This is a genomic window from Zhongshania borealis (assembly GCF_039539625.1).
Lineage (GTDB): Bacteria > Pseudomonadota > Gammaproteobacteria > Pseudomonadales > Spongiibacteraceae > Spongiibacter > Spongiibacter borealis.
Map to the genome: position 1 here is coordinate 31,076 of NZ_BAABDM010000009.1, position 21,902 is coordinate 52,977.

17 protein-coding genes are annotated in these 21,902 nt (G+C 44.9%); all 17 read right to left on the bottom strand.

What is annotated here, in order from left to right:
* Positions 1 to 2: 2 nt before the first annotated feature.
* The 17 genes from ABD836_RS16530 to ABD836_RS16610 all read right to left on the bottom strand — a co-directional run bounded on the left by ABD836_RS16530 (position 3) and on the right by ABD836_RS16610 (position 21,690).
* Positions 3 to 770 (bottom strand): (Fe-S)-binding protein, encoded by a 768-nt coding sequence (locus tag ABD836_RS16530; RefSeq protein WP_344938107.1) that lies wholly within the window; start codon positions 768 to 770, stop codon positions 3 to 5.
* A gap of 378 nt (positions 771 to 1,148) precedes the next feature.
* Positions 1,149 to 1,997, bottom strand: a complete 849-nt coding sequence (locus ABD836_RS16535; protein ID WP_344938109.1) for a fumarylacetoacetate hydrolase family protein — start codon at positions 1,995 to 1,997, stop codon at positions 1,149 to 1,151.
* Positions 1,998 to 2,301: 304 nt separating this feature from the next.
* Positions 2,302 to 2,643, bottom strand: coding sequence for an L-rhamnose mutarotase (locus ABD836_RS16540; protein WP_344938111.1), 342 nt, complete (start codon positions 2,641 to 2,643; stop codon positions 2,302 to 2,304).
* A 10-nt stretch (positions 2,644 to 2,653) separates the two neighbouring features.
* The gene (gene fucP / locus ABD836_RS16545; protein ID WP_344938112.1) at positions 2,654 to 4,000 is read right to left on the bottom strand and encodes an L-fucose:H+ symporter permease; all 1,347 of its coding nucleotides are present in this window, start codon (positions 3,998 to 4,000) and stop codon (positions 2,654 to 2,656) included.
* 51 nt (positions 4,001 to 4,051) lie between these two features.
* Complete coding sequence (locus ABD836_RS16550) at positions 4,052 to 4,828, bottom strand: SDR family NAD(P)-dependent oxidoreductase (protein WP_344938114.1); 777 nt, start codon at positions 4,826 to 4,828, stop codon at positions 4,052 to 4,054.
* Positions 4,829 to 4,879: 51 nt separating this feature from the next.
* Positions 4,880 to 5,707, bottom strand: a complete 828-nt coding sequence (locus tag ABD836_RS16555) for an amidohydrolase family protein (protein ID WP_344938116.1) — start codon at positions 5,705 to 5,707, stop codon at positions 4,880 to 4,882.
* Positions 5,708 to 5,710: 3 nt separating this feature from the next.
* Positions 5,711 to 6,742: an aldo/keto reductase gene (locus ABD836_RS16560; protein ID WP_344938118.1), complete on the bottom strand. Its 1,032-nt coding sequence runs from the start codon at positions 6,740 to 6,742 to the stop codon at positions 5,711 to 5,713.
* A gap of 1,081 nt (positions 6,743 to 7,823) precedes the next feature.
* Entirely contained in the window at positions 7,824 to 8,327 is a 504-nt protein-coding gene (locus ABD836_RS16565) for an SRPBCC family protein (RefSeq protein WP_344938120.1), read from the bottom strand.
* 287 nt (positions 8,328 to 8,614) lie between these two features.
* Positions 8,615 to 9,703, bottom strand: coding sequence for a Rieske 2Fe-2S domain-containing protein (locus ABD836_RS16570; RefSeq protein ID WP_344938122.1), 1,089 nt, complete (start codon positions 9,701 to 9,703; stop codon positions 8,615 to 8,617).
* Positions 9,704 to 9,964: 261 nt separating this feature from the next.
* A complete protein-coding gene (locus ABD836_RS16575) occupies positions 9,965 to 11,299 on the bottom strand; it encodes an MFS transporter (RefSeq protein ID WP_344938124.1) in 1,335 nt (444 codons plus the stop codon).
* Between the two features lie 96 nt (positions 11,300 to 11,395).
* The gene (locus tag ABD836_RS16580) at positions 11,396 to 12,802 is read right to left on the bottom strand and encodes an acyl-CoA reductase (RefSeq protein WP_344938126.1); all 1,407 of its coding nucleotides are present in this window, start codon (positions 12,800 to 12,802) and stop codon (positions 11,396 to 11,398) included.
* A 31-nt stretch (positions 12,803 to 12,833) separates the two neighbouring features.
* The gene (locus ABD836_RS16585) at positions 12,834 to 14,255 is read right to left on the bottom strand and encodes a long-chain-fatty-acid--protein ligase (RefSeq protein WP_344938128.1); all 1,422 of its coding nucleotides are present in this window, start codon (positions 14,253 to 14,255) and stop codon (positions 12,834 to 12,836) included.
* 75 nt (positions 14,256 to 14,330) lie between these two features.
* Complete coding sequence (locus ABD836_RS16590) at positions 14,331 to 15,581, bottom strand: cytochrome P450 (RefSeq protein WP_344938130.1); 1,251 nt, start codon at positions 15,579 to 15,581, stop codon at positions 14,331 to 14,333.
* Positions 15,582 to 15,674: 93 nt separating this feature from the next.
* Positions 15,675 to 17,390, bottom strand: a complete 1,716-nt coding sequence (locus tag ABD836_RS16595; RefSeq protein WP_344938132.1) for a thiamine pyrophosphate-binding protein — start codon at positions 17,388 to 17,390, stop codon at positions 15,675 to 15,677.
* A gap of 58 nt (positions 17,391 to 17,448) precedes the next feature.
* Positions 17,449 to 18,762 carry a phenylacetate--CoA ligase family protein gene (locus tag ABD836_RS16600; RefSeq protein ID WP_344938134.1) on the bottom strand — a complete coding sequence of 438 codons (1,314 nt, stop codon included), beginning with the start codon at positions 18,760 to 18,762 and terminating at the stop codon, positions 17,449 to 17,451.
* A gap of 18 nt (positions 18,763 to 18,780) precedes the next feature.
* Positions 18,781 to 20,226, bottom strand: coding sequence for an acyl-CoA reductase (locus ABD836_RS16605; RefSeq protein WP_344938135.1), 1,446 nt, complete (start codon positions 20,224 to 20,226; stop codon positions 18,781 to 18,783).
* Between the two features lie 33 nt (positions 20,227 to 20,259).
* The gene (locus tag ABD836_RS16610; protein WP_344938137.1) at positions 20,260 to 21,690 is read right to left on the bottom strand and encodes a long-chain-fatty-acid--protein ligase; all 1,431 of its coding nucleotides are present in this window, start codon (positions 21,688 to 21,690) and stop codon (positions 20,260 to 20,262) included.
* Positions 21,691 to 21,902: the final 212 nt, after the last annotated feature.

The following is a 21,902-nucleotide window of genomic DNA, read 5'->3' on the forward strand; positions in this document are numbered from 1 at the left end:
GCTTATGCCTCGCCCTCGCCAATGGCGGGTATATCAGTCATACCCGCAAGCACTTCGGCCACATGCCAGGCTTTCACCGGACTCTTATCACGGCTTAGCTTACCCGCAATATTCAATAAACAGCCCAAATCGCCGGCTAACATAGTGTCTGCACCACTGGATTTAATATTATCCAATTTACGGCTAACCATATTATTTGAGATATCTGAATATTTAACACAAAACAGACCGCCAAAACCGCAACAGACCTCGGCATCTTTCATTTCTTGAATTTGCACACCCTTTACACTTTTCAGCAACTTTCGGGGCTGGGCTTTTACATTCAGCTCCCGCAAACCTGCACAGCTATCGTGGTAGCAGACAACACCATCGTATTCGGCACTAACCGTCTCTACCGCCAACACGTCAACTAAAAAGCTGGTCAACTCAAATGTATTTGCAGCCAATTTGACCGCCCTAGCATGCCACTCAGGGTCATCGGAAAAGAGTTTTGGGTAGTGGTCCTTAATCATGCCCGCACAAGAGCCAGAAGGAACCACAACATTGTCATAGATTTCAAATGTTTTAATAAGCTGCTTTGCCAGCGCACGGGAGTCGAGTTCATCGCCACTATTGTAGGCTGGCTGTCCACAGCAGGTTTGCTGCTTTGGAACAACCACATCGCACCCAGCGTCTTGAAGTAATTTAATGGCAGCAAAACCGACATTGGGACGCATAGCATCCACCAAGCAAGTCACAAAGAGAGCAACCTCTCTCGATGCCTTAGACATAGATTCCATCATTTCTCCCAGACCGCAATTACTCGTTATTTTTCTACACACTACATCATTAAAATCACTATAGTGTATTTTATTAACAATAGTCAACACGACCTGTGCGCGATTCAAGTCTCGCAAATTATTGAATCACCAGTAAGGTCAACATCTCAAAGCCGATGGCAACTGACACAAACACGCAGCCCAAGGGCCTCAGTATCAAAGGATATTATTTTGCCAGCTCAACCATAACGAAGGAAGCAGGACGAATATAGTCAACCAAGGACGATATTTAGTGAAGGCTTATATTCTCGTAACACCGTTAATTTCTTATATAAAACTTAGAGAAAAAGGATCGCGGCATAAAACTACTACCGCGATCAATGACAGACCTTATCTCTGGTAGCGGAACACGCTCTGTTGCTGCTCGCCAATATTTTCGATGCCCAAGCGCATGACATCACCTTCCTTCAAATATTTTGGTGGCGTCATGCCAAGACCCACACCCGGAGGCGTGCCAGTACTAATAATGTCACCGGGCTGTAAACTCATGAATTGACTGATGTAATGCACCAGAAATGGCACCTTGTACACCATTGTTTTGGTATTCCCATCTTGAACACGCTCGCCATTAAGCTCTAGCCAAATATCGAGATTATCCACATTCCCAACTTCGTCAGGCGTTACCAAATAGGGCCCTAGCGGGCCAAAAGTATCGCAACCCTTGCCTTTCATCCATTGCCCTTCACGCTCCAGCTGAAACTCCCGCTCAGACAAGTCGTTGATAACACAAAAACCAGCAACGTAATTCATGGCCTCAGCTTCGGAAACGTATTTAGCTTCTTTACCTATTACCACTCCCAACTCTACCTCCCAGTCGCTCTTTTTAGAGTGTGGTGGCAGCTCTACGCGATCAAACGGCCCTGTGATCGACGAAGTGGCTTTCATAAACAGTACCGGCTCCGGTGGCACGACAGTACCTGTTTCGCGAGCATGATCTTCATAGTTAAGACCAACACAAATAAATTTACCCACACCAGTAACCGGCTCTGCAAGACGCGGCTGACCACTCACCAAAGGCAAACTTGCGGTATCTATCACCTGCGTTTTAGCGAAAAGCTCGCCGCCCAAAAACTCGCCATCAATGTCTTTGACATAGGCGGACAGATCGCGAATATTGCCCTCTTCATCCAGTAAGCCCGGCTTTTCCTGACCAACTTCACCAAAACGTAATAACTTCATTTTATTTTCCTCATATTTATACTAGCTAGCACAGGTAAAAACCTACACCTCTACTATGGAGTTACAGCGCAACGCCAAACGGGGTATCACATGGCAATACATCAGGCCTAAGTGATGACGTAACTCCGAGCGAATCCAGAAAGGATAAATACCGCAAGCTGTTTATTGCTTATAAAATACATCAAGAGGCAGTTTTTTGTCAAATCAAATTATGCGCTGCTATCACTATAATCACTCAGCAGATAAAACAGGCATCTACTGCTGAGCCATTCTTAGCCGATAGCACCTATATTTAAAGCAAAGCTCACAAAGTAAATATTCTATCCATAAGAAGCCATTTTTCGCCCTTTGCAGCCCATGGCAAAGGTAGCTGCATCGTTGCCATTAATGCCTCCCACTCCTGCACCTTCTTATTGGCATTATCAGCGAGGGCTTTAGCCTCAAATGAAAACATCTCATTCACTTCCAATATGGCAAACAGTCGATTCCCACTCAGGTAGATTTCCATATCAATCACACCCGCGTCCTTAATACTCTGAGTGATTTCTGGCCACACATTGCCAGCTTCGTGATAGCGCTGGTACTCCGCAATCAGATCTGGATCATCAATTAAATCTAAGGCCAAACAGTAGCGCTTATTCTTCATTAGCCGCACCTTAAGTATCGTGAATTTTTACCGTGCGATAGCCATAAATAGCAATGAGTACAAAGCAAAGGAAAGGCAATACAAAAGAAGCTTGAACTGGGCTAAGCATTTCCAATGACCAGCCATCAATCACCGAAGCCTGTAACATAGGCAGAAAAGTCCCGCCAACGATTGCCATAATTAGACCAGCAGCGGCGAATTTGGCATCGTCACCTGTCATACCTTTTAATGCGATGCCATATATAGTCGGAAACATCAGCGACATACAGGCCGATATGGCGACCAAGCAATAAAGACCAGTCACACCACCAATTAAGATTGTACCCAAAGACAAAGCCATTCCACCTGCGGCTAAGGTTAACAACAACATACCTGGAGGAATAAATTTTAATAAAAATGTGCAGACAAAGCGGCTGACACAAAAAATTATCATGGCGACAATATTATACTGTTGCGACAGTACTTGAGCGTCTTTTTCAGCCATTCCCTGAGCCGTAAACACCTCGGTACCGTAATGGATAATAAAGGTCCAGCACATGATTTGCGCGCCGACATAAAAGACTTGGGCAATAACACCCTCAACGTATTTTTTAGAATTACGCAAACGGTAAAAGATTGCCTTTAAGGTTACATCCATTGTATTGGGTGCTTTGTGATTTGGCATTTTCATTAAGGCAATCAGCACAAACATCACCGCAATCACCAGACCAATCATAACGTAGGGATGACTAACAATTTCTAAGTCTGCGCGTTTGACTGCGTCAAACTCCTGAGCCGACAACAACTCCCGAGCCGATTTACCCCTTGCATCTAATTTTGCCAATATAAATTGCGATGCCGTGTACATACCGATCAGCGAGCCAATCGGATTAAAGGCTTGGGCTAAGTTCAGGCGACGCGTAGCTGACTCAACTGGGCCCATCGACAAAACATAGGGGTTAGCCGTTGTTTCTAAAAAAGACAAGCCACAAGTAAGTACGAAATAAGCAAGTAGAAAGGGGTAGAACTCCCCAACCATGCTCGCTGGAACAAACAGTAAACCACCCGTCGCGTATAGCCCCAGTCCAACTAAAATTCCGGCTTTATAAGAGAAGCGACGAATAAATAATGCCGCAGGTAGCGCCATGGCACCGTAGCCCGCATAGAACGCAACCTGCACCCAAGTGGCCTCCGCCGCCCCAGTGAGAAAGATCTTTTGAAATGCCGCCACCATGGGGTTGGTAATATCATTAGCAAACCCCCATAAGGCAAAGCAACAAGTAATCAGTACAAACGGGATTAGAAGGGCGCGGGGCACCAGCTCAACATTTTTATTCATTGTTACGGCATCTACTGTTGCTGCCTTCACTGTATTCATCTCATCGGCCTTTGTTAGATTTTATAGTCGTTAAGGATGATCATTAATAAATTAATTATTTAAGGTAACAAAGCCACCATCAATAGGAATATTTGAACCGGTAATAAAGGCGGCTTGATCTGAGCACAAATACGCAATCAAACCGGCAATTTCATCAGCTTGGCCCATTCGTCCAATCGGCTGACTTTTAGATAGTTTCTCGAACATTTCTTGTTTGGTATCGGGGTAATTTTTTTCTAAGAAATTATCAACAAACGGAGTGTGTACTCGACCTGGCGCAATGCAATTACAACGAATGCCATCATTGATGTAATCCTTGGCAACCGAATAAGTCATGGTTAAAACCGCGCCCTTCGTCATCGAATATGCAAAGCGATCGGCAATCCCTACCGAGGAAGCCACCGATGCCAAGTTTATAATGACACCGCTTTTCTGGGCTTTCATTGCGCCAATAAGTGCCGACATCGCATTATAAACGCCCTTCACATTGACACTATAAAGTCTGTCCAAATCTGCTTCAGCGGTCGACTCGAGGTTACCGACATGAGCTATACCCGCATTATTAATCAGTATGTCGACCGCTGATTGCTCAAGTATTTTTGCGAACACCTCTTTTGTTTGACCGTGTTGAGAAATATCGCATTCGTAAGCACTTGCTTCGCCGCCAGCTTGCTCAATTTTAATAACCGTTCTCTGCGCAGCATCCAAATTAAGATCAACTACAACGACATGAGCACCGTCGCCCGCCAAACGAAGACAAACACTTTCGCCGATCCCACTGCCACCACCGGTAACCAGCGCCGTTTTACCTGATAAATTCTGCGTCATAACCATTCCTTATACTGAAATCATTAAACTGATATCGCCGCCTCAGCGGCATTAAAGACTGTAAAATCCTGCCGCTGTGTCACCCCAAATTGCAGACTGCTCGGCGTCACTCAAACTAGCGACAAACACCTCACTGTGGGTGAGCCATTCGCCGTAACTCCCTGCCAAATTGACTACCGGCCAATCACTTCCCCACATCAACCGTTCAGCACCAAAGCAGTTCAACAAGTGTGTCATATAGGGTAATAGTGTTTGGTAAGTAGGCGTATCACCGGCTTCTGTCATCAAGCCCGACAATTTGCAGCAGGCACCGGTTTCCAATGCGAGGCGCTCAATAGCAGTGAACCAAGCATCGTTAGATCCAGTGGCAATTGCCGGCTTAGCACCGTGATCAATCACAAGCTTTAATTCCGGATAGCGCTGCAACAAGGTCGAAAGCGCATCTAAATGCTCAACTTTCACTAGGGCATCAAAGGTGAGATTTCGCTCAATTAACGCTTTGAAAACGGGTGCGAGCTCTGGCTTTAACATCCATTGTGGGTCGGCAATATCCTGAATCATGGGGCGGACACCTCGGAATGCCGCATGCTCACCAAGACGATCAAGAACGCTTACCGCTGTGGGCTTTTCCATGTCAATCCATGCGACCACCCCAGCAATGAAATCGGTATTGCTCGCAAGTCCAAGCATAAACTCAGATTCTTCAAGCGTTGCCGCGGCTTGAACCAATACTGTTTTGCTGATTTCAGCTTTGCTTAATATCGGGCGCAATTGATCTGGTAAAAAATCCCGATAAAGCACGCCTAGGTCTGCCGTCAGCCAATCGTAATCACCACGCGTAAGCTGCCAGAAGTGTTGGTGCGCATCTATTCGTATCATCGATCAACCCTTGACCTGCTGGGGCACGGGTGCCTGAGGGTGCAACAGTTCCAAATCTTGCAATGCTGACCAGAACGCATCGGGAATTTCCACCCGCATCAAATCAACCGTCGCCGCAACACGGCAAGGCGAACTTAAGCCGGGGATCACGCTGACTACCGCAGAATGTGCCAAAGGAAACTGCAATGCGGCTGCCGCTAAAGGGACATCAAACTCTGAACAAACTTTTTCAATATGCGCAACCCGCGCCACAACATCATCAGGCGCAGGTGCATAATTGTAATGGGGTACAAGGCCCTCACAATGCACTCCAGTGGCTAAAATACCGGAGTTGTAGGGGCCACCCAGTACAATTGAGACATTGCGACCTACACAACGAGGTAGAAATTTTTCCACTGAATGCTGCTCTAACAAGGTGTAACGCCCGGCCAGTAAAAGGCAATCAAAATCACAATAGTCCATTGCCAAATCGCAAACTTCGTATTCGTTAACACCCAAACCGATAGCACTCACCAAGCCTTGTGAGCGCAGCTCATCCATGGCCTTGTAGCCACCCTCCATGGCAATGCGAAACAATCGCTTGTGATCTTCGCCATGCGTCATTTGACCAATATCGTGCATATACAAAATATCAATTCTGGGCAAACCTAAACGCTGAATACTGTGTTCGTACGAACGCATAACACCGTCATATGAATAGTCATACACGGGATCAAATGGCATAGGAGAACAAAAACCGAATTTGTCCTCGGCTTTGGCGCAAGGCTTGAGCAAGCGCCCCACTTTGGTGGATAAAACATAGTCGGCAGCCGGTGTAGTGCGAAGTGCATCACCAACTCGGCGTTCACTCAAACCAAATCCATAATAGGGTGCGGTGTCAAACTGGTTAAGCCCCATTTTCTGAGCCATATCGATAGCTGCCACGGCCTCTTCGTCCGGCATTGGGTGATACAGATTACCCAGAGTAGCCGCACCGAAGCCGAGTTCTGAAACCTCCAACGATGTGCTACCGATACGTCTTTTGCGGATATTCATGTCAACGAGAGTTCCAATATTATGTATGTCTGAATCGATATATCTTAAAAACAAACATTCTTTTAATTATCTAGCGTGCATATGGACGCCTACCTACCATAGTAAAGCCATTAATGACGCGGTCTAACAAGCAAAATACGCTTTATATACCAGTCAGCATCGCACAAGCTTATTACTCAAAGGTATATTATTAATAAAGAACACTCTATGTTGCTGACCAATAAATGTCAATTACCCTGAAAACAAATTCCGATACAAAGACGACCATTAATGAAAGGTAAGCATGGCTTTTTAATTTAACCAAAGACTAAAAGCCACCTACTAGCATGTTGTTTTTAAAAGAAAAATCAAAAATAATAGAGCATTCCAATACCTCAGAAACGGGAGGAAAGAAACCGCAGAGCCGATACAAGCAAGAAACGCCCCCGAATAGTTGAAATTGCCGAAACTTAACCCTATATTTCGCGATTCTCTGCAATATTTATATTATCCAGTAGATCAGACCAAGCACCGAAGGCCACACTTTGCGGTTACTTTGCTTGCCTCTGTTTATAGTTGCTTTATGTTAGCTTCGAACTTGATGCTATATAAGAAAAGACCAGGTTTACTCTATTCATTGGCATATGTATCGCTTGTGCCGAGTCAACCCAAGATTTTTACCAATTATCGAGCAGCTTTAAAGCAAAAAATTAGCATTGCCACCGAAACTACGCAGCGTGCTAAACATAAGCTTATCAGATCGTTAACGTCTCTATTGGAAGGCGAATCTACTTAAGCTGCGCTGCAAAAATCGCATATCGCCACCGTAGCTTGTCGAACCGTTAACTGGACGACAGTTGGAAATTTTACGATCAATCGATACTGGCTTAGGAAATAAGGGATTCGCCGAAGCATTGCATATCATCAGCCTGTCGACCCAAAAGGGCATGTGCATAATATTTTGGCAAATTGGGTGTCAAAAATAGAACGGCGGCCGTTGCTTATACGCGGGAAAATAATCATATTTACCCTATGGTCCTGACGACTCACCACCCAATGGTGGACCTCCTATGGTCAAGGTATAACTCCGATTTCAAATAAATTACTTTGATACTTTATTCTCAACATATTTCTTAAAGCGTCCAAGCATCCAGCGGTTGGCCATACTCATAATAGGTCTTGTCAGCGCGTCCACCCAGCTTGAACCACCACGATTTTCCATGGCCATATACCAGACCACCCTGCAACTTCCATCGCCAAGATCAGTTACGCGATAATCTTCAATAAATTTTTCCGGATCTTTTTTGCTGCAACGTACGAATGTAAAGGCCATACGTTTGCCACGCTCCCACGCGACAAACTCCTCGTATCCAACGATACCGCCAACCATAGATACCGTACGCGTAGTGCCAACACCAAAGGGCTTGGGTGACGTCCACTCAACGTTCTGTATTGGAAGAGCCCAGACCGTCCAAGACTCGGCGTCTTCAAACACATCAAAAATTTGTTCCGGTGTCGCCCGGATCACCTGCTCTGTCTTGAATACATTATTAGCCGTTTCCAGAAAATCCACACCCACCGGCGTGCACTCAAAATGTTCGCTCATTGTTACACCTATTATTTACCTGCTGGTAATACAAAGCCAGAAAAACGCCCTCACCCTATCTACATGCCGTATCTCTTTATGAAAAGGCACCCAGCTCCAAACCCGATTAATTTCAGAGCACACCACCTTCGTTATATCGAAGCCCGGTCCTGCACTTCCTTAATCAGGGCCGTTTCCCAGCTATAGCTCGCCATTCACCTAATCGAAATACCTCCGGATGAATAAAACACAAGCTATATAAATGATACTGCAACACTACCACAAGCTAACGCGAGGTCTTATATAACTCACTGAATTAGCCCCTCCTCCAAAGCAAGCACCTCAAAACTCGGTGTTTCGAGTCCTTTAACATGATGCTTACCATTGACCTTCTCATGATATCCTCCAGCGTTTTCTGGTTGATCATAAAATTGCTTATACCAAATACGTCCCTTTGCAAATTGTCCATCGCTTGCAATTTGTAGCACGCGCAAAGCAGGTTTTTTATGTTTCCAAATACTAAAATCAGACGAAAATGCCTTTAAAGCCCCCGCTTGAATTTCGCGAGCGCCAGCGATATCACTCTCCGTTGGCGGTATGTTCGAGGCTCGAGACAAGGCCCCATGCCAAACCTTAACCAAGCCATCGTCCACCGGAGTATTTGCAATTAACTCATAGGTTAATACATCACCAAAAGACTGCTTAGAAAGTAGAATACCTGGACCGGTATACCATGTGGAACTCATTAGCATGCATCCATACCCTGCATGAACACCACCCTGACGCTGCACATATAGATGATCACGAAACTCCGTTTCGAAATATTCACACGGCGCACCATGAGTAGGGCCTAAATGTTGAGCATCAGCCATATTATCCAGAATTTCGACGGGATGCATTGCCAATTCTCCGAGATGATCAAGTTTCCAGTGAATCCACTGAGGATCACTCCACTCTTGCAAATAGGGTGCTGAATAATCTGGCTTGCGGCCTTCCGGGTCGTACCACATCATGACGCAACCCATCGATTCCTCTACAGGATACGACTCCAGCACTGCTGATCGCGGAATTGGGCCATCGTGATAAGGAATATTGTCACAGCGACCATCGGGGCCAAATCGCCAGCCATGATAAGGACAACGAATCGAGTCGCCTTCAATCTGCTTGCCGACAATAACGATGTTCGCGCTGTCTGACGCAGTAAGATGAGTTTTCATATGAGGGCAATAAGCGTCAAGCATCACCGGGACTCCACTCTCGCCGCGATACAACGCAAGATCTTTACCGAAAAAATGAACAGCCATGGGCCCACGATTAAGTTCCGTGCTTTCGGCCACCACAAACCAACCTCGAGGAAAAGTGTGCGGACCAAGTGAGTATTCTTCCGATTTTGCCATAACGTACTCCTACTTTTATTTTTACCTGCCACACGCGGCACTTAGCAGTATGATACTTAATTATAATCTGACTTCATTTCAGCAATCTATTGCGCCATTCATGATAATCCTGCTAAGTCGCCACGACGCATTAGAATTAAATAAAATTAAAATTTTATTTTCAATCGACCTTAATTAACGTAAACGTATTGTTATTTCGCATATTGTAATTGTAAATATATAGTCAACACCAACCATTCCATTAATTTAAATTTCTCATCGTCAACCGCGTGCATCAAGTGCCAAACGAACCTTCGCATATTCAACAGGCGTCAAACTAAAGCGCGTGAAAACTAAGGCTCCAACAAGGAAACATACTAACGGTAGGCCGCCCATCAAAAGCACAATATTCTGTTTCACAAGATGTGATTGCTCTGCAATGTTCGGCTGAAAATCAGACCACTGCAGAGTAAAACCAACTAAACCAATCATAATTCCATGAGCAAGTTTATTTACAAAACTCCACCCAGCGAAGTACGTTCCCTCTTTCCTTTCACCAGTTAAGAATTCATCGCAATCTATAATCTCAGATTTCAATGAGTACCCTAGTACATGAGTGCAAGTGGTTGCCCCACCTGCAAGCAAACAACTTACCACCATAATGTGCCAGTCATTTTCACCAACCAGTATAATTAAACCATAAGCTAAACCACTTACCACGAAAGACCACAAGAGCAATTTAGCCTTCTCAAAATATTTAGCCAAAAATATCCATCCCGGTACCATTATTAAACTCGCGGCCATATTTAAAGCCATAAAAACCGGTAAAAGATCACCTTCCTTAATAACATAATTGACAAGAAACGGCATGAGCACACCTATTCCTCCAACGCCAATGGCATCAATAAAAACGACAAAAAGTAATAAGCGTGCGTGAGGGTTTACCCAGACATCCCGAAGTGCTTTATACGGGTTTGAACCACCACGCCCTTTAAAGGACGCGCGCTCTGGTGGCAAAAACGAAACACCCGTGACAACAACAATAACGGTAAGCAAGCCAAGAGCATATGCCATCGCTTCTGCATACGACGCCCCTTGAGAAACTAGGTATGTCCCTAAAATCCCTGCCGCCGCAGTTCCCAAAATTCGCATAAACTGACGAACGCCGAATACTTTATCTCGTTCGCTAGTTTTTAATGTAATTTCCGCTCCAAGTGCCATATGCGGCACATCAAACATGGTAAAAGCGGTATAAAATCCAATAACAGCGACCCCAACCCAAAGGCTCAACTGAACACCATGAAGAGAATCCGGCGGTGACCACGCCATTACACCAAATACAGCGATTAATGGCGCAGCGATAAGTAGCCAAGGTTTACGTCTACCACCTTCTAGCTCAGTTCGATCACTCACATTCCCAATTATTGGGTCAGATACTGCGTCCCAAACTTTCGCGATAAGAAATATTACTCCTACAACAGCAGGTTCAACGCCCAAATCATCTACCGCGTATTTCATGTACATAATCAACATTAATACGTAACCGTACATAACGGGAGTCATGATCGCGCCGTAAGCAAAAAGGACTTTATTATTTATCCCCGATTGTTGGTTCATTACGTATCCTTATTGGCACGTGCGATAAAACCTTGCCATTTAACTGACTTAGAACAATACCCCTCTCCGCGGATATACTTGATCACGCAGAAAATATTACTGGGTATCATCTAAAATCCACTTGCACATTCTTCGCAATGGTTCGATACCATCCTGAGGCGCATCCGACGGCGGATTAATAGCAGCGCCCAGCGAGACAAGTCGCTGCCCACCTTGGTAAGCCAATCTATCTCTAATCTCTGTCTTCAAGGATTCAGGATAGATCCCTATAGTCTGTGTATACGCATTTACTGATTGAATTGCTGTCTCGACGGTGTCAATAGGAACAACATTTGCTACACGGCATGCAAGCTGCCGAGCAAAGTCTACTTGCTCACTATCATGAGACACGATGACCGCTCCTTCAGAGGCTTTTCCACCAATCACAGTGTAGTCATCAACAACAAATCGAAGGCCATCAATTTCCTGCTTTAGATCCGGGTCAAAATTGCGATGCGGCGTACTGATCGCGTCTGGCAACTCCTGAATTGCTTGAAAAAGAGCACGACCAAAACGCTTGGCACTTTCTAAGCCTTTGTCATCTGTGCCACTAACTACATATATTACTCGAGCATTCAAGCAGCCTTCTTGGTTAAAACCACCAACGTCCAGCGCTGCCCTGCTTGCAACACTTTTCATAGTTTCTTCGTCAGCAAAGGCTTCAGAACCTATTATTGTGCCACTTTGTTTCGGATCCAAAGTAATCAAATCAATACCTGGCTGTAGGTAGCCCGAGATGTGTTTAATACTAGTAAATCCACCCCAAGCAATAATTTTTTCTATGTTTTTGGGCCTATAAAGCTCTTCTTCAAATGATTTATCCCCCCCTTTCCAGTATGCAACAGTAAGATGTTTAGTGACGGGGTGATCAGGGTCCATGTCAATCATCGTTCGGGCTACTGCCGTGGTCGTAAGAGGGTCATTTGACGGTGCCTTAATAATGGCGTCACTTCGCGTAAGCGCATTTCTAACTATGGTAGCAACACCAACCATTGGCGCATTGCCCGCAATAACATGAACTGCTCGAGCGCCAAATGCACGAATTTGAACCCCTTCTCTTATAGAGACCCAGCCATCCAGAAAGTTGATACCTACGGTATGATCAATTGACCTTAACAAGCCTTGCTTATTAAATATCCCAGGAATACCTTCGTAAATCGAACGTAATATTGGTTCTGAAAGGCCAGATGTTTTCTTTGACAGTTCAAACGCTTCTTGCATATACACATTATCAGAAAATGTCAGACGCTCACCCAAACGGCACAAATAGTTTGCTATCTCTTCAATGGTCAGTGAGTAGAGATCCGCCATGGCAGACGGTTTATTCAACACAATTTTATCTATATAATCTGCGGCGTTGGCCGATCTAAATCCACTCCCCTCCTGGCGACCACCATACTCAACCGAGTAATCTTCTATAACTTCTCCCCGCACAATTAATGGGACATCAAACATTTTACTCATAAAATTCGCTCCTTTAAGTTTGATTTCGTGCTCATATCTGAGCAGATGCGTTAATCAAAAATTCCAGCGCCTTATCATGCGCTTCGGGAGCTCCTGAACAATTTATCTTATCATCGCCGCCTTCCTTCTCGCTGTAACGTCGCACCTCTCCACAAACATAGGCACCTTTCCGACCACAGTCACACACGTTGTCGTATCCCGATAAAGTAACCTCATCACCACTAATGAACCCGCCCCAGTAGGTTTCAGGTATAAGATCCAAAAACGCGAATCGGCCGACCTGCTTCGCAGATCGTGGTAATGCTTCGCCACTGATAGGATCTAGTACAAAAGGTATAATCGTCGGGGGTATATGGTAATTTTCATGTTCGCACTGAACGAATGGCGTCGTCATTTCACTCATACCATACAATTCATAGGCTCGAGAAAATCCCGTAACCTCATAGATCATTTCTTTCCATCCATCTGGAAGCGCAACACCCTTATTACCTCCTCCAGTAATCAGAACACTGTCTTCCCCAAAAATATCTGAATATCCTTGGGACTTTGCCTCTGACATGGCGTCGTACAACATTGTCCAAACTGTGCACATGTAAATAGGTTTACCACCAAATCGCTCTACAGCCTCAGCGTAAAACTCCTTTGTACGCTGTTTCTTAACCATTTCGCGCGCAATAAACTCATCTTTTTTTGCTATTAATTCTGGGCTAATCTCAAGTTGGCCCAATTCGCCACGAGCCTCTGCAGCCCTTATTCTTCCACCCAATGAGGCGATATCTGCGCTCAATTTGTCGTCGTACAAGTACAAACTGTTCTCGTCTGTCATACCAAACAGTTCTGCCTGCGATTGAGATGTCCGTATCATTGTTTGGTAACCGCGCTTATAAGACGGGAAAATCAATGGCAAAGGGTTCTCAATCATGTCAGGACCCGAATTATCGCCAAACCAGTCGCGAATTAGGTTCCTCATCAGTAAATTAGGTTCTCTCGATTCTGTTTTATTTCTCGGGATGAATGATAGTTTTCCGGTAGTACCAGAGGAATGGCACAAAGTCAGATTAGTATGCTCCTCCAAGAGATCAATCCACTCATCAATCGATTTACACTCACTGGCATCAATTGTTGAGAGATCTTCGGCGGTCAAACCATTCATCCACTTAGTTAGCTTTTTAAACTGTCCTTTCTCGAGATAAGATAATGGATAAGATTTATAGACTGTATGCGGGAACAAAACTTTAACTAGGTCATCAGTTGACTCTATAGAGTCAACACCCTGTTCAGCCGCTAGACGTTCTAAGGTAGGTATTTTGTGCTTAATCGATTCGAACTTTTTCTTTGCAGCAATCAAATAATATTCATCTAGTTCGCTTCCATGAACCTCGAAACCTTCATTGTAGCGTCCATGCACAAACGTTTTTGGTTCATCCGCTAGTTTTGCCAAATAGTCGATCATAGAAACCTCACCAAATCGTAAAATAATTATTGTAATTAGAACGCTCCATCTAAATTAGAATAGACGGACATTAGTCTATCCAGAAACCTCTGGATCGAAAGTTATTTTCATTTCTTTAATACCGTTAACAAAGTAATCACGAACATACTTAACTGGCTCTGCAAATTTTGGATTGCGTAAGCGTGGCAACACTTCATTAAATACCACGTCGAGCTCCAAACGTGCGAGATGTGAGCCCAAACAGAAGTGCTGACCGATACCGAAAGCCCGATGCTCCCGATGAAGCTCAGGCATACGTTGGCCACGAGTAATATCAAATACAAATGGGTCGTTGAAAACAGATTCATCAGTATTGATCAGGTGCCAGTTGAGAATAAGTTTGTCACCTTTTTTCAACTGTACTCCGTCCAATTCGATATCCTGCATAACAGTACGGCGCATACCAACAAAGGCGGGGTTATAACGGAGAATTTCTTCAATTGCATCGGGAATCATTGACGGATTGTCTATCAACAATTGTAGCTGTTCCGGATTCTCCATAAGCAGGCGCATACCATGAGCAGTTACCGAGCGCGTGCTCTCGTTACCGGCAGCAATCAACATTAGGAAAAACATTTGAAATTCACCAGTGGTCAAATTTTCTCCTTCGACAACGCCATCGAGCAATGCGCCAACGATATTATTGAGGGGCTCATCTCGATGCCGCTTTGCCAATTCATCTGCGTAAAAATACATATTTGCCGCTGCTGCATCAGCCCGCGCCTGAGGATCATCACCACTTATATCCGAGTCTTCCTGGAAAAACATTTCATTAGTCCATTCGAATATTTTCTTTCTGTCTTCCTTAGGCACACCGCATAAGTCAAGAATAGCCATTAACGGCAACTCAGCGGCCACCTCACTAATGAATTCACATTCCCCACGACTGGCGACAGCGTCAACGATTTCCTTTGCATAGCTTTTGAACGTATCGTGGTAGGCCTCAACCGCCTTAGGCGTAAAGGCGTTTCGTGCAATACGCCGATACTTTTGGTGCCTAGGTGGATCCATATTTACAAGCATTTGTGCCTGAGCATTGATTTTCGCTTCTTCGAGCTCCATTGGTAGCGCTGTTCGCGCTGTACTGGAAAAAATCTGCGGGTTCTTGCATATCTCGTCAGCAAGATCACGACTCATAACTGTCCAATATGGGATATTAGTCAGTGGATCGTCAATTTTAATGATTGACGCCGTTGCGACCTCACGCAATTCTCGAAGTGCCGCATGGTGCCCCCCTTTTTCATATAGATCCGGTGAGAGTATGTTTTGATATGGACAACCAGTCATAATAAACACCTACATATTAATATTATTTTTCTACATTATGTCCGTGGATCATTAGCCCCAGGACAAAGCACGCTAGAGCACGAAGGGTAGACCTTACTGATAGAATTCCATAACCATATCGTAAAGACCTGATCCGTCAGGACAAACCATAATTTCCACGAGTGCAGGTTTTCTGAGCGCAATCATTTCCTTTATAACGGGTTGGATTTTTGTAGGATCGTCGACCCGCTTCGCTGCGACCCCAAAACTCGAGGCCATTTCGCACAAACTGAGTTCACCAACGTCGTAGGATTCACCACCAGCCGGGTCCATCGGAGACTCAACCTCGAAGCCATGCATCATGAATAGCCCCCTCATACAGCCATAGCCACCATTATTAAGAATAACCATGACAGCAGGGATTTCGTACTTAGCAGCGCTCCACAATGCCTGAATACAAAATAGTGCACCGCCGTCACCGAGAATACCTACAACTGGTTTATTCGGCGAACCTAACGCGACACCCAGAGTTGCAGGCAAACCCCAGCCAAGAGCTTCACAATGACCGAAATAGCTACCGGGACGATTAAATTTAATTACCTTGGGCAACTGACCATAGAAGGATGCAAGCTCATCTACCACAATGACATCGTCGGGTAATGCATTTTCAATTTCGCGAAATGCAGCGCCCCAGCGAATTGGAGTAGACTGCCAATCTTGATTCAAACAATTTTCTACGAACTGCTCCCGCTTACGATAATCCTCGGTTATTTGCGCGACTCGTACGGCACGCTTTTCAGCATCTATGACATCGCAGAGACGCTCACTCAATGCAGTAAGGGCAAGTTTTGGATTCGCTAGCATAGCCAATTCGGTCGAACAGAATTTCGCCAACTCCCGGGAATCCAGATCAATTTGTATCACTTTAGTGGATTCCGAGACTACAGGCTCAGCTGGCGCATCCGAGTACTTAAAGAGCTCGTTACCAATCGTGATAAGTACATCTGCCGATGCCGCCATATTGCGCATAAAGACACTTTGCTGTACCACCATACCTCGACTCAAAGGGTTCCCGCTTGGAAATATGAGCTTATCTTCGTTACCGGTGTAAACTGGCGCACCTACAACTTCCGCAAACTTTACTAATTCGGCAACCGCGTCTAAGTCGGCCACTATTCGGCTTGCAAAAATTACCGGGCTTTTAGCCTCAGTTATTAGCTTCACTGCCGCTAACAAAGCGCTTTCCGATGGCAATATATCGAGCTCAAGGGATCGGCCTTTCGGTGGCAATTGACGATATTCGATCGTTGCCTTCTGAACCTCAGTTGTCATTGATAACACAACTGGTCGCGGTGAAGGCGCCTTGATGTCACGTAAGGCTCTGTTCACTGACAACTGCACATCAGCAGCCGTGGTAATTTCCCAACAGCTTTTAGATACCTGACTTACCATGGGCTTTATGTCGATACCCATAAAACGTTCAACCCAAGCCCGCGGTGCATCCTGCTGACCAACAATGACCAGAACGCGGCTACCAGCAGCATAAGCATTTTGCAGGTTCGCCATTGCGTAGGACAATCCGGCTGCACTGTGGACAACAACTACGCCAATTTTCCCACTGCTTCTTGAGTATCCATCTGCCATGCCCATCGCCGCGGATTCATTCGCAGTGTGCACAAATTTTATGCCGGATAAGCTATAGAGATCATGCAACATCGGTACATTAGTAATACCGCAAACGCCAAAAACACAGTCAACGCCTTCCTCTAGAAGCATACTCCACATGGCAGTGGCTCCAGTCATCTTTATAGCTGTTGGATTGTTACTCATGTTCGTCACTCCGTTTCTGTTATATTTTTATATACCGGCTATTACTCTACAAAACCAACTAAAGTCGTTCTATTGCTAACTCCAGCAAGGGGCCATTATTTAGGCCGCAAGCACAGGCTTTGTCCCAATGCACCGTTCCAGAATCACCGGTAACAATACCGCCCCAACAATCTTCAGATACTAATTCCAACGCCGCCAACTGGCCGTTTTGAGTACCTTTTCGAGGAAGTGCCTTACCTGTTCTCGGATCGATAACAAAGGGAATGGTGTATACGTTAAAATGGTACATGCCCTCAGGACATTCGCTGGCAGCTGCTGCCGCAAGTTCAGACATTCCCCAGGCTGTGACAATTTTTTCAGTACCCATTGCCGCCTTAAATTGCTGACGCCAATCGCCTGGTAATATCGTTCCTTTCTTAACGCCACCGAATACTGCAAACACCGAATTCGGAGAGAAGGCACCCGTTAAGCCTGACTTTTGAAAAGTCTGAGTTAGTTCCCATGCGTGATCAAATGTACCCATGAAATAGATACTTTTTCCGATATAATTATTCTTTATATTTGCAATCCAATTACGGATACGTTCCGGTGCTTCATTTGTAAAACGCCCAACATCGGCAGCACAAGACGCAACGACTGGGTCCTTAAGACATTCTTCAAGCGTGTCATTTTCAGCTGCCTTTCGTAATTTACTCATGGCTATTGTCATTTCGGGACTAACGAAACTGCCGAATGGAGACTGCACCGGGTTTTTCAGATACTTGCCCTCTAATCCATCGTAGAGAACCTGAGTAATACGAAAACTACGGCGTGGACTCATGGTAAAAAAATCGACGTCATTCTGTCTCTCGTTTACATCAAACAGATCCGGATTGGCGCCCGCCAGGGAATCTACTATTAAATCTCTGTCTGCCTGTGAACGAGGAACAAAACTTAAAGTTCCACTTGTGCCTGATGAGTGACAGATAAATATATTGGCTTGTTTATAAAGTCGCTCACACCATTCAGAGAGGTTTTCGCAACCCGTCATTTCAACACTCGATAGATCATAGGAAGTGTATTCATTAAGCCAAGCAGTCATTTTATCGAACTGTTTGTTTTTTAAGAAAGACTTGTCATAACTCTTATAATCACCATCTGAATATAAAAACGGGATCAAGTCATCAAAACTTTCGCACGCCGCAGGGTCCTTCTCACCCAGTTTTTTAGCTAGCGCGGGAATCCGTTTTGCCTGTCGCGCCAACTTGCGTCGAGCCGCTTCCAACTGAAATATTTCCACATCCTCTCGTTCTAAGGAACGCAGTTCTACTTCCGACTTAAACACCAAATTCTTGGGGCTGTCTAAGTACTCATCTAAATTCAATTTTTTCATTATCTGCATACCTACCCTTTAGGCCAATTTACGCCACTGAGCTGGTGAATAATTTGTCATGCAATCTTCAGAAACTACCCAGGTGCACATTTTGCGCAATGCTTCATTGCCGTCATGAGGATCGATAGAGGCATTGTATTCGCGCATATAGCCAAGCGAGGTAATTCGCTGCACGCCATGCAGGGCCAATGTGGTACGTAATTCGTCGCGCAAATATTCAGGGTAAACCCCTACCGTCTGTACATCTCGAGTAAAGTACTTCAGCATAGTGCTGTAATCCTTTACCGGCACAATGTTGATCGTCCTATATTTAAGTTCATCGGCGAAATCTACTTGGTCTCCCAATAGAGACACAATTACGCCACCACGTTTATCCCCCCCGATCACGTGATACTCATCATCGAGTAATGACAGAGAATCAACTTTTGATAAGAAGGATGGATCCATATGAATCGCTTCTGAACTTGTCTCTTCTGGAAGATTCTGGATTTCATCAAACACCATCTGCGAAAATTGCTTTACCTTGGCTATTGATTCGTCGCTCATATCACAAACAGCGTAAGTAACCCGTGAATTGGTACACCCATTCTGATTGCCATTTCCTACATCATCTGCGAGTCGAGTAGCCGCCTCGTGCATCATAAGGTCAGAGCTAAACGTGTCCCCACCAACAATAGATCGGCTTATTTTGGGGTCGAAAGCCATAAGGTCGATACCTGGACGCACATACTTAGAAATATGTTTAATTGACTCATAACCACCCCAGGCCACAATGCGTTCAACATTTTTTGGGTGATAGAGATTATTCTCGAATTTTTCGTCACCGCCACGCCAATAAACAGCTGAGAAGCTTTTGGTCAGGGGATGATCTGGTGCCATATCAATTGCTGTTCTAGCAAGGGCGACGGCCGTACCCAATTCGTTGGAAGGAATTTTGACCATGGCGTAGCCTCTAACCAAAGCATTACGCACAAAGGTCATCATCGCGGGTGCCGGCCCGTTGCCTGCAATTATGTGTGCAGTTGGCACGCCGAAAGCATGTATATGCGCAATGCGTCCATTCATTCGCTCGTAGGGAGCCCAGCCATCGAGATGCTCGCGCCCCACCGTATCAATCATCGCCTCTAGCATTTCACGCCGACAAAATCCCTGGTTTACCGTTAGCGCTCGCTTAACAAGGTCCGATGAAACGTCATTAAATACTCTAGACAATTCAACTGCCCACTGCAGATGCGGATTCGTCTCAACATCCAAATGCTTACCAAATTCAATCAAGTAATCAATCACATCATCAAGAGAAATCTGATACAAGGCATCCATTTCCCTTCTACTAGGCAAAACAATTTTGGACATATACTTATTCGGATCTGGGCATTCAAAGCTGACGCCGTATCGACCCTCGCAAGTAACTTCGTAGTCCTCGATAACTTCACCACGCGCAACAATGGGTATCTGATACTTCATAAAAATTGTCCTGTCTAATTTTTATTATTCGGATTAGCCTTTGAGTAGAAACTCAGTCGCTTCTTCAACTGCACTGGACGTACCTGCGCATCCAATCTTATCGTCCGTTCGAGATACGACCTTGTTAATTGTCGTTTCGATATAGACACCTTTTTGACCACAAGCACAAGGCTGATCAAATGTCATCGTAACTTGGTCACTAGTGATATAACCGCCCCACGATGTTACTGGCAATAAGTCGAAGAATGCGTAGCGTCCAGTTTGACAACCTGTTCGGGGTAGTGGCTCATCGCTATCTTCATCGAGAACGAAGGGGATAATTGTTGTCGGGACATGATATTTATCATATTCGCAGGCCTCCATCGCCCATAAGCCTTCCTGCATCCCATAACCGACACGGAGTTGTCCGTCGTACAAGCCCAATGCATCAGTCACTTCTTTTTTCCAATTTTGAGGTGCTTTGTCACCATCAAATCCCCCGCCACAGATAATGAAGGAGTCTGGACTGTAAGCTCCTTTTACACCCTGCTCTCTAAATTTCTGGGCAAGGTTATATATGATTTTCATGCTACCGTAGAAAATAATTCGTTCACCACGGTACTTATTCATCATGCGATCCATAAGTCCCATAAATTGTTTAGGAAGCTCTGCGTTACTACGGGCGACATCTGCTTTTCTTTCAAGAAGTTTTGGATTGATCTGCAGCGAACCCGCTTCGCCTTTTCTGCTTGCCTCGCGAATTCTACCCGCGAGACTAACAAGGTCAGAATCCACATAACCTAAGGGAGCGTCTACTAGACCTTCACCAAATTTAGCTTCGTAAAAATCCATAAAACGCCAGCTTCGCGCACCTCGGCGGGCTCCCGGATACACCAATGGGACTCGATCTGTTCCCGGTCGCAATGCAATTGACTCGCCATTAGGCCCGTCACACTTTGAAAATCCTGAGTATGTAATCTCCATTAACATATCCCATTCCTGCTTGGTTCGCGGTAAAAAGGAAGCTTTACCTTCAGCACCAGCCGACATCATCAGGTCTACATCTGACTGCTCTTTGAGTACACGCATCCAGTCTTCAATTAGCTCGCAGGAGGAAGCATCTACACAACTTAAATCAGCCGCACATAGCTTACTCAACCATTTGGTCATACGCGTAAAATCACCAGACTCCAACCACGCTTGGGGATACCCTTTGTAGGTCTCTTGGTTGTAGCAGAGTGGCAAAAGATCATTAAAATTATCAATTTCAGAAATATTATTTTGAACCGCCATGCGACCAACCATTGCGATGCTTTCTTTAGCCGCAGAGAATTTCTTTTGCGCTAACGACAAACGAATCATATCTAAATCAATAGGATCAAGAGAGAATACGATCTCTTTTTCAAAATCCAAAAAATTTAGAGGATCCGCGGCAAACTGCTCTTTAAATTCTTCTGATTTTTGTAGCTCTTCGTAACCACTCATTGATTTTCTATTCCTCTGCCCGTGATTTAAATCAGACTGCAGTTGTTGGCAATGAAAATACCTAATCGCAGTTTTAATATAATTTCCACTAAAACTGGCACTCTCTCTATACGTAAAAGGTAGATTGCTTTAGGGAAGCATTCAAATGATAAATCCACATGCCACGTTATCATTCTTGCATGAGCATCGAGATCGATAGCTCGAACCTAAAG

Coding starts and splice junctions, on each gene's coding strand:
- ABD836_RS16610 (WP_344938137.1), bottom strand. CDS start 21,690: ATGAGTGGTTACGAAGAGCTACAAAAATCAGAAGAATTTAAAGAGCAG.
- ABD836_RS16585 (WP_344938128.1), bottom strand. CDS start 14,255: ATGATCGACTATTTGGCAAAACTAGCGGATGAACCAAAAACGTTTGTG.
- ABD836_RS16580 (WP_344938126.1), bottom strand. CDS start 12,802: ATGAGTAAAATGTTTGATGTCCCATTAATTGTGCGGGGAGAAGTTATA.
- ABD836_RS16560 (WP_344938118.1), bottom strand. CDS start 6,742: ATGAATATCCGCAAAAGACGTATCGGTAGCACATCGTTGGAGGTTTCA.
- ABD836_RS16600 (WP_344938134.1), bottom strand. CDS start 18,762: ATGAAAAAATTGAATTTAGATGAGTACTTAGACAGCCCCAAGAATTTG.
- ABD836_RS16565 (WP_344938120.1), bottom strand. CDS start 8,327: ATGAGCGAACATTTTGAGTGCACGCCGGTGGGTGTGGATTTTCTGGAA.
- ABD836_RS16540 (WP_344938111.1), bottom strand. CDS start 2,643: ATGAAGAATAAGCGCTACTGTTTGGCCTTAGATTTAATTGATGATCCA.
- ABD836_RS16595 (WP_344938132.1), bottom strand. CDS start 17,390: ATGAGTAACAATCCAACAGCTATAAAGATGACTGGAGCCACTGCCATG.
- ABD836_RS16535 (WP_344938109.1), bottom strand. CDS start 1,997: ATGAAGTTATTACGTTTTGGTGAAGTTGGTCAGGAAAAGCCGGGCTTA.
- ABD836_RS16575 (WP_344938124.1), bottom strand. CDS start 11,299: ATGAACCAACAATCGGGGATAAATAATAAAGTCCTTTTTGCTTACGGC.
- ABD836_RS16605 (WP_344938135.1), bottom strand. CDS start 20,226: ATGAAGTATCAGATACCCATTGTTGCGCGTGGTGAAGTTATCGAGGAC.
- ABD836_RS16550 (WP_344938114.1), bottom strand. CDS start 4,828: ATGACGCAGAATTTATCAGGTAAAACGGCGCTGGTTACCGGTGGTGGC.
- ABD836_RS16530 (WP_344938107.1), bottom strand. CDS start 770: ATGTCTAAGGCATCGAGAGAGGTTGCTCTCTTTGTGACTTGCTTGGTG.
- fucP (WP_344938112.1), bottom strand. CDS start 4,000: ATGAATACAGTGAAGGCAGCAACAGTAGATGCCGTAACAATGAATAAA.
- ABD836_RS16555 (WP_344938116.1), bottom strand. CDS start 5,707: ATGATACGAATAGATGCGCACCAACACTTCTGGCAGCTTACGCGTGGT.
- ABD836_RS16590 (WP_344938130.1), bottom strand. CDS start 15,581: ATGACTGGTTGTCCATATCAAAACATACTCTCACCGGATCTATATGAA.
- ABD836_RS16570 (WP_344938122.1), bottom strand. CDS start 9,703: ATGGCAAAATCGGAAGAATACTCACTTGGTCCGCACACTTTTCCTCGA.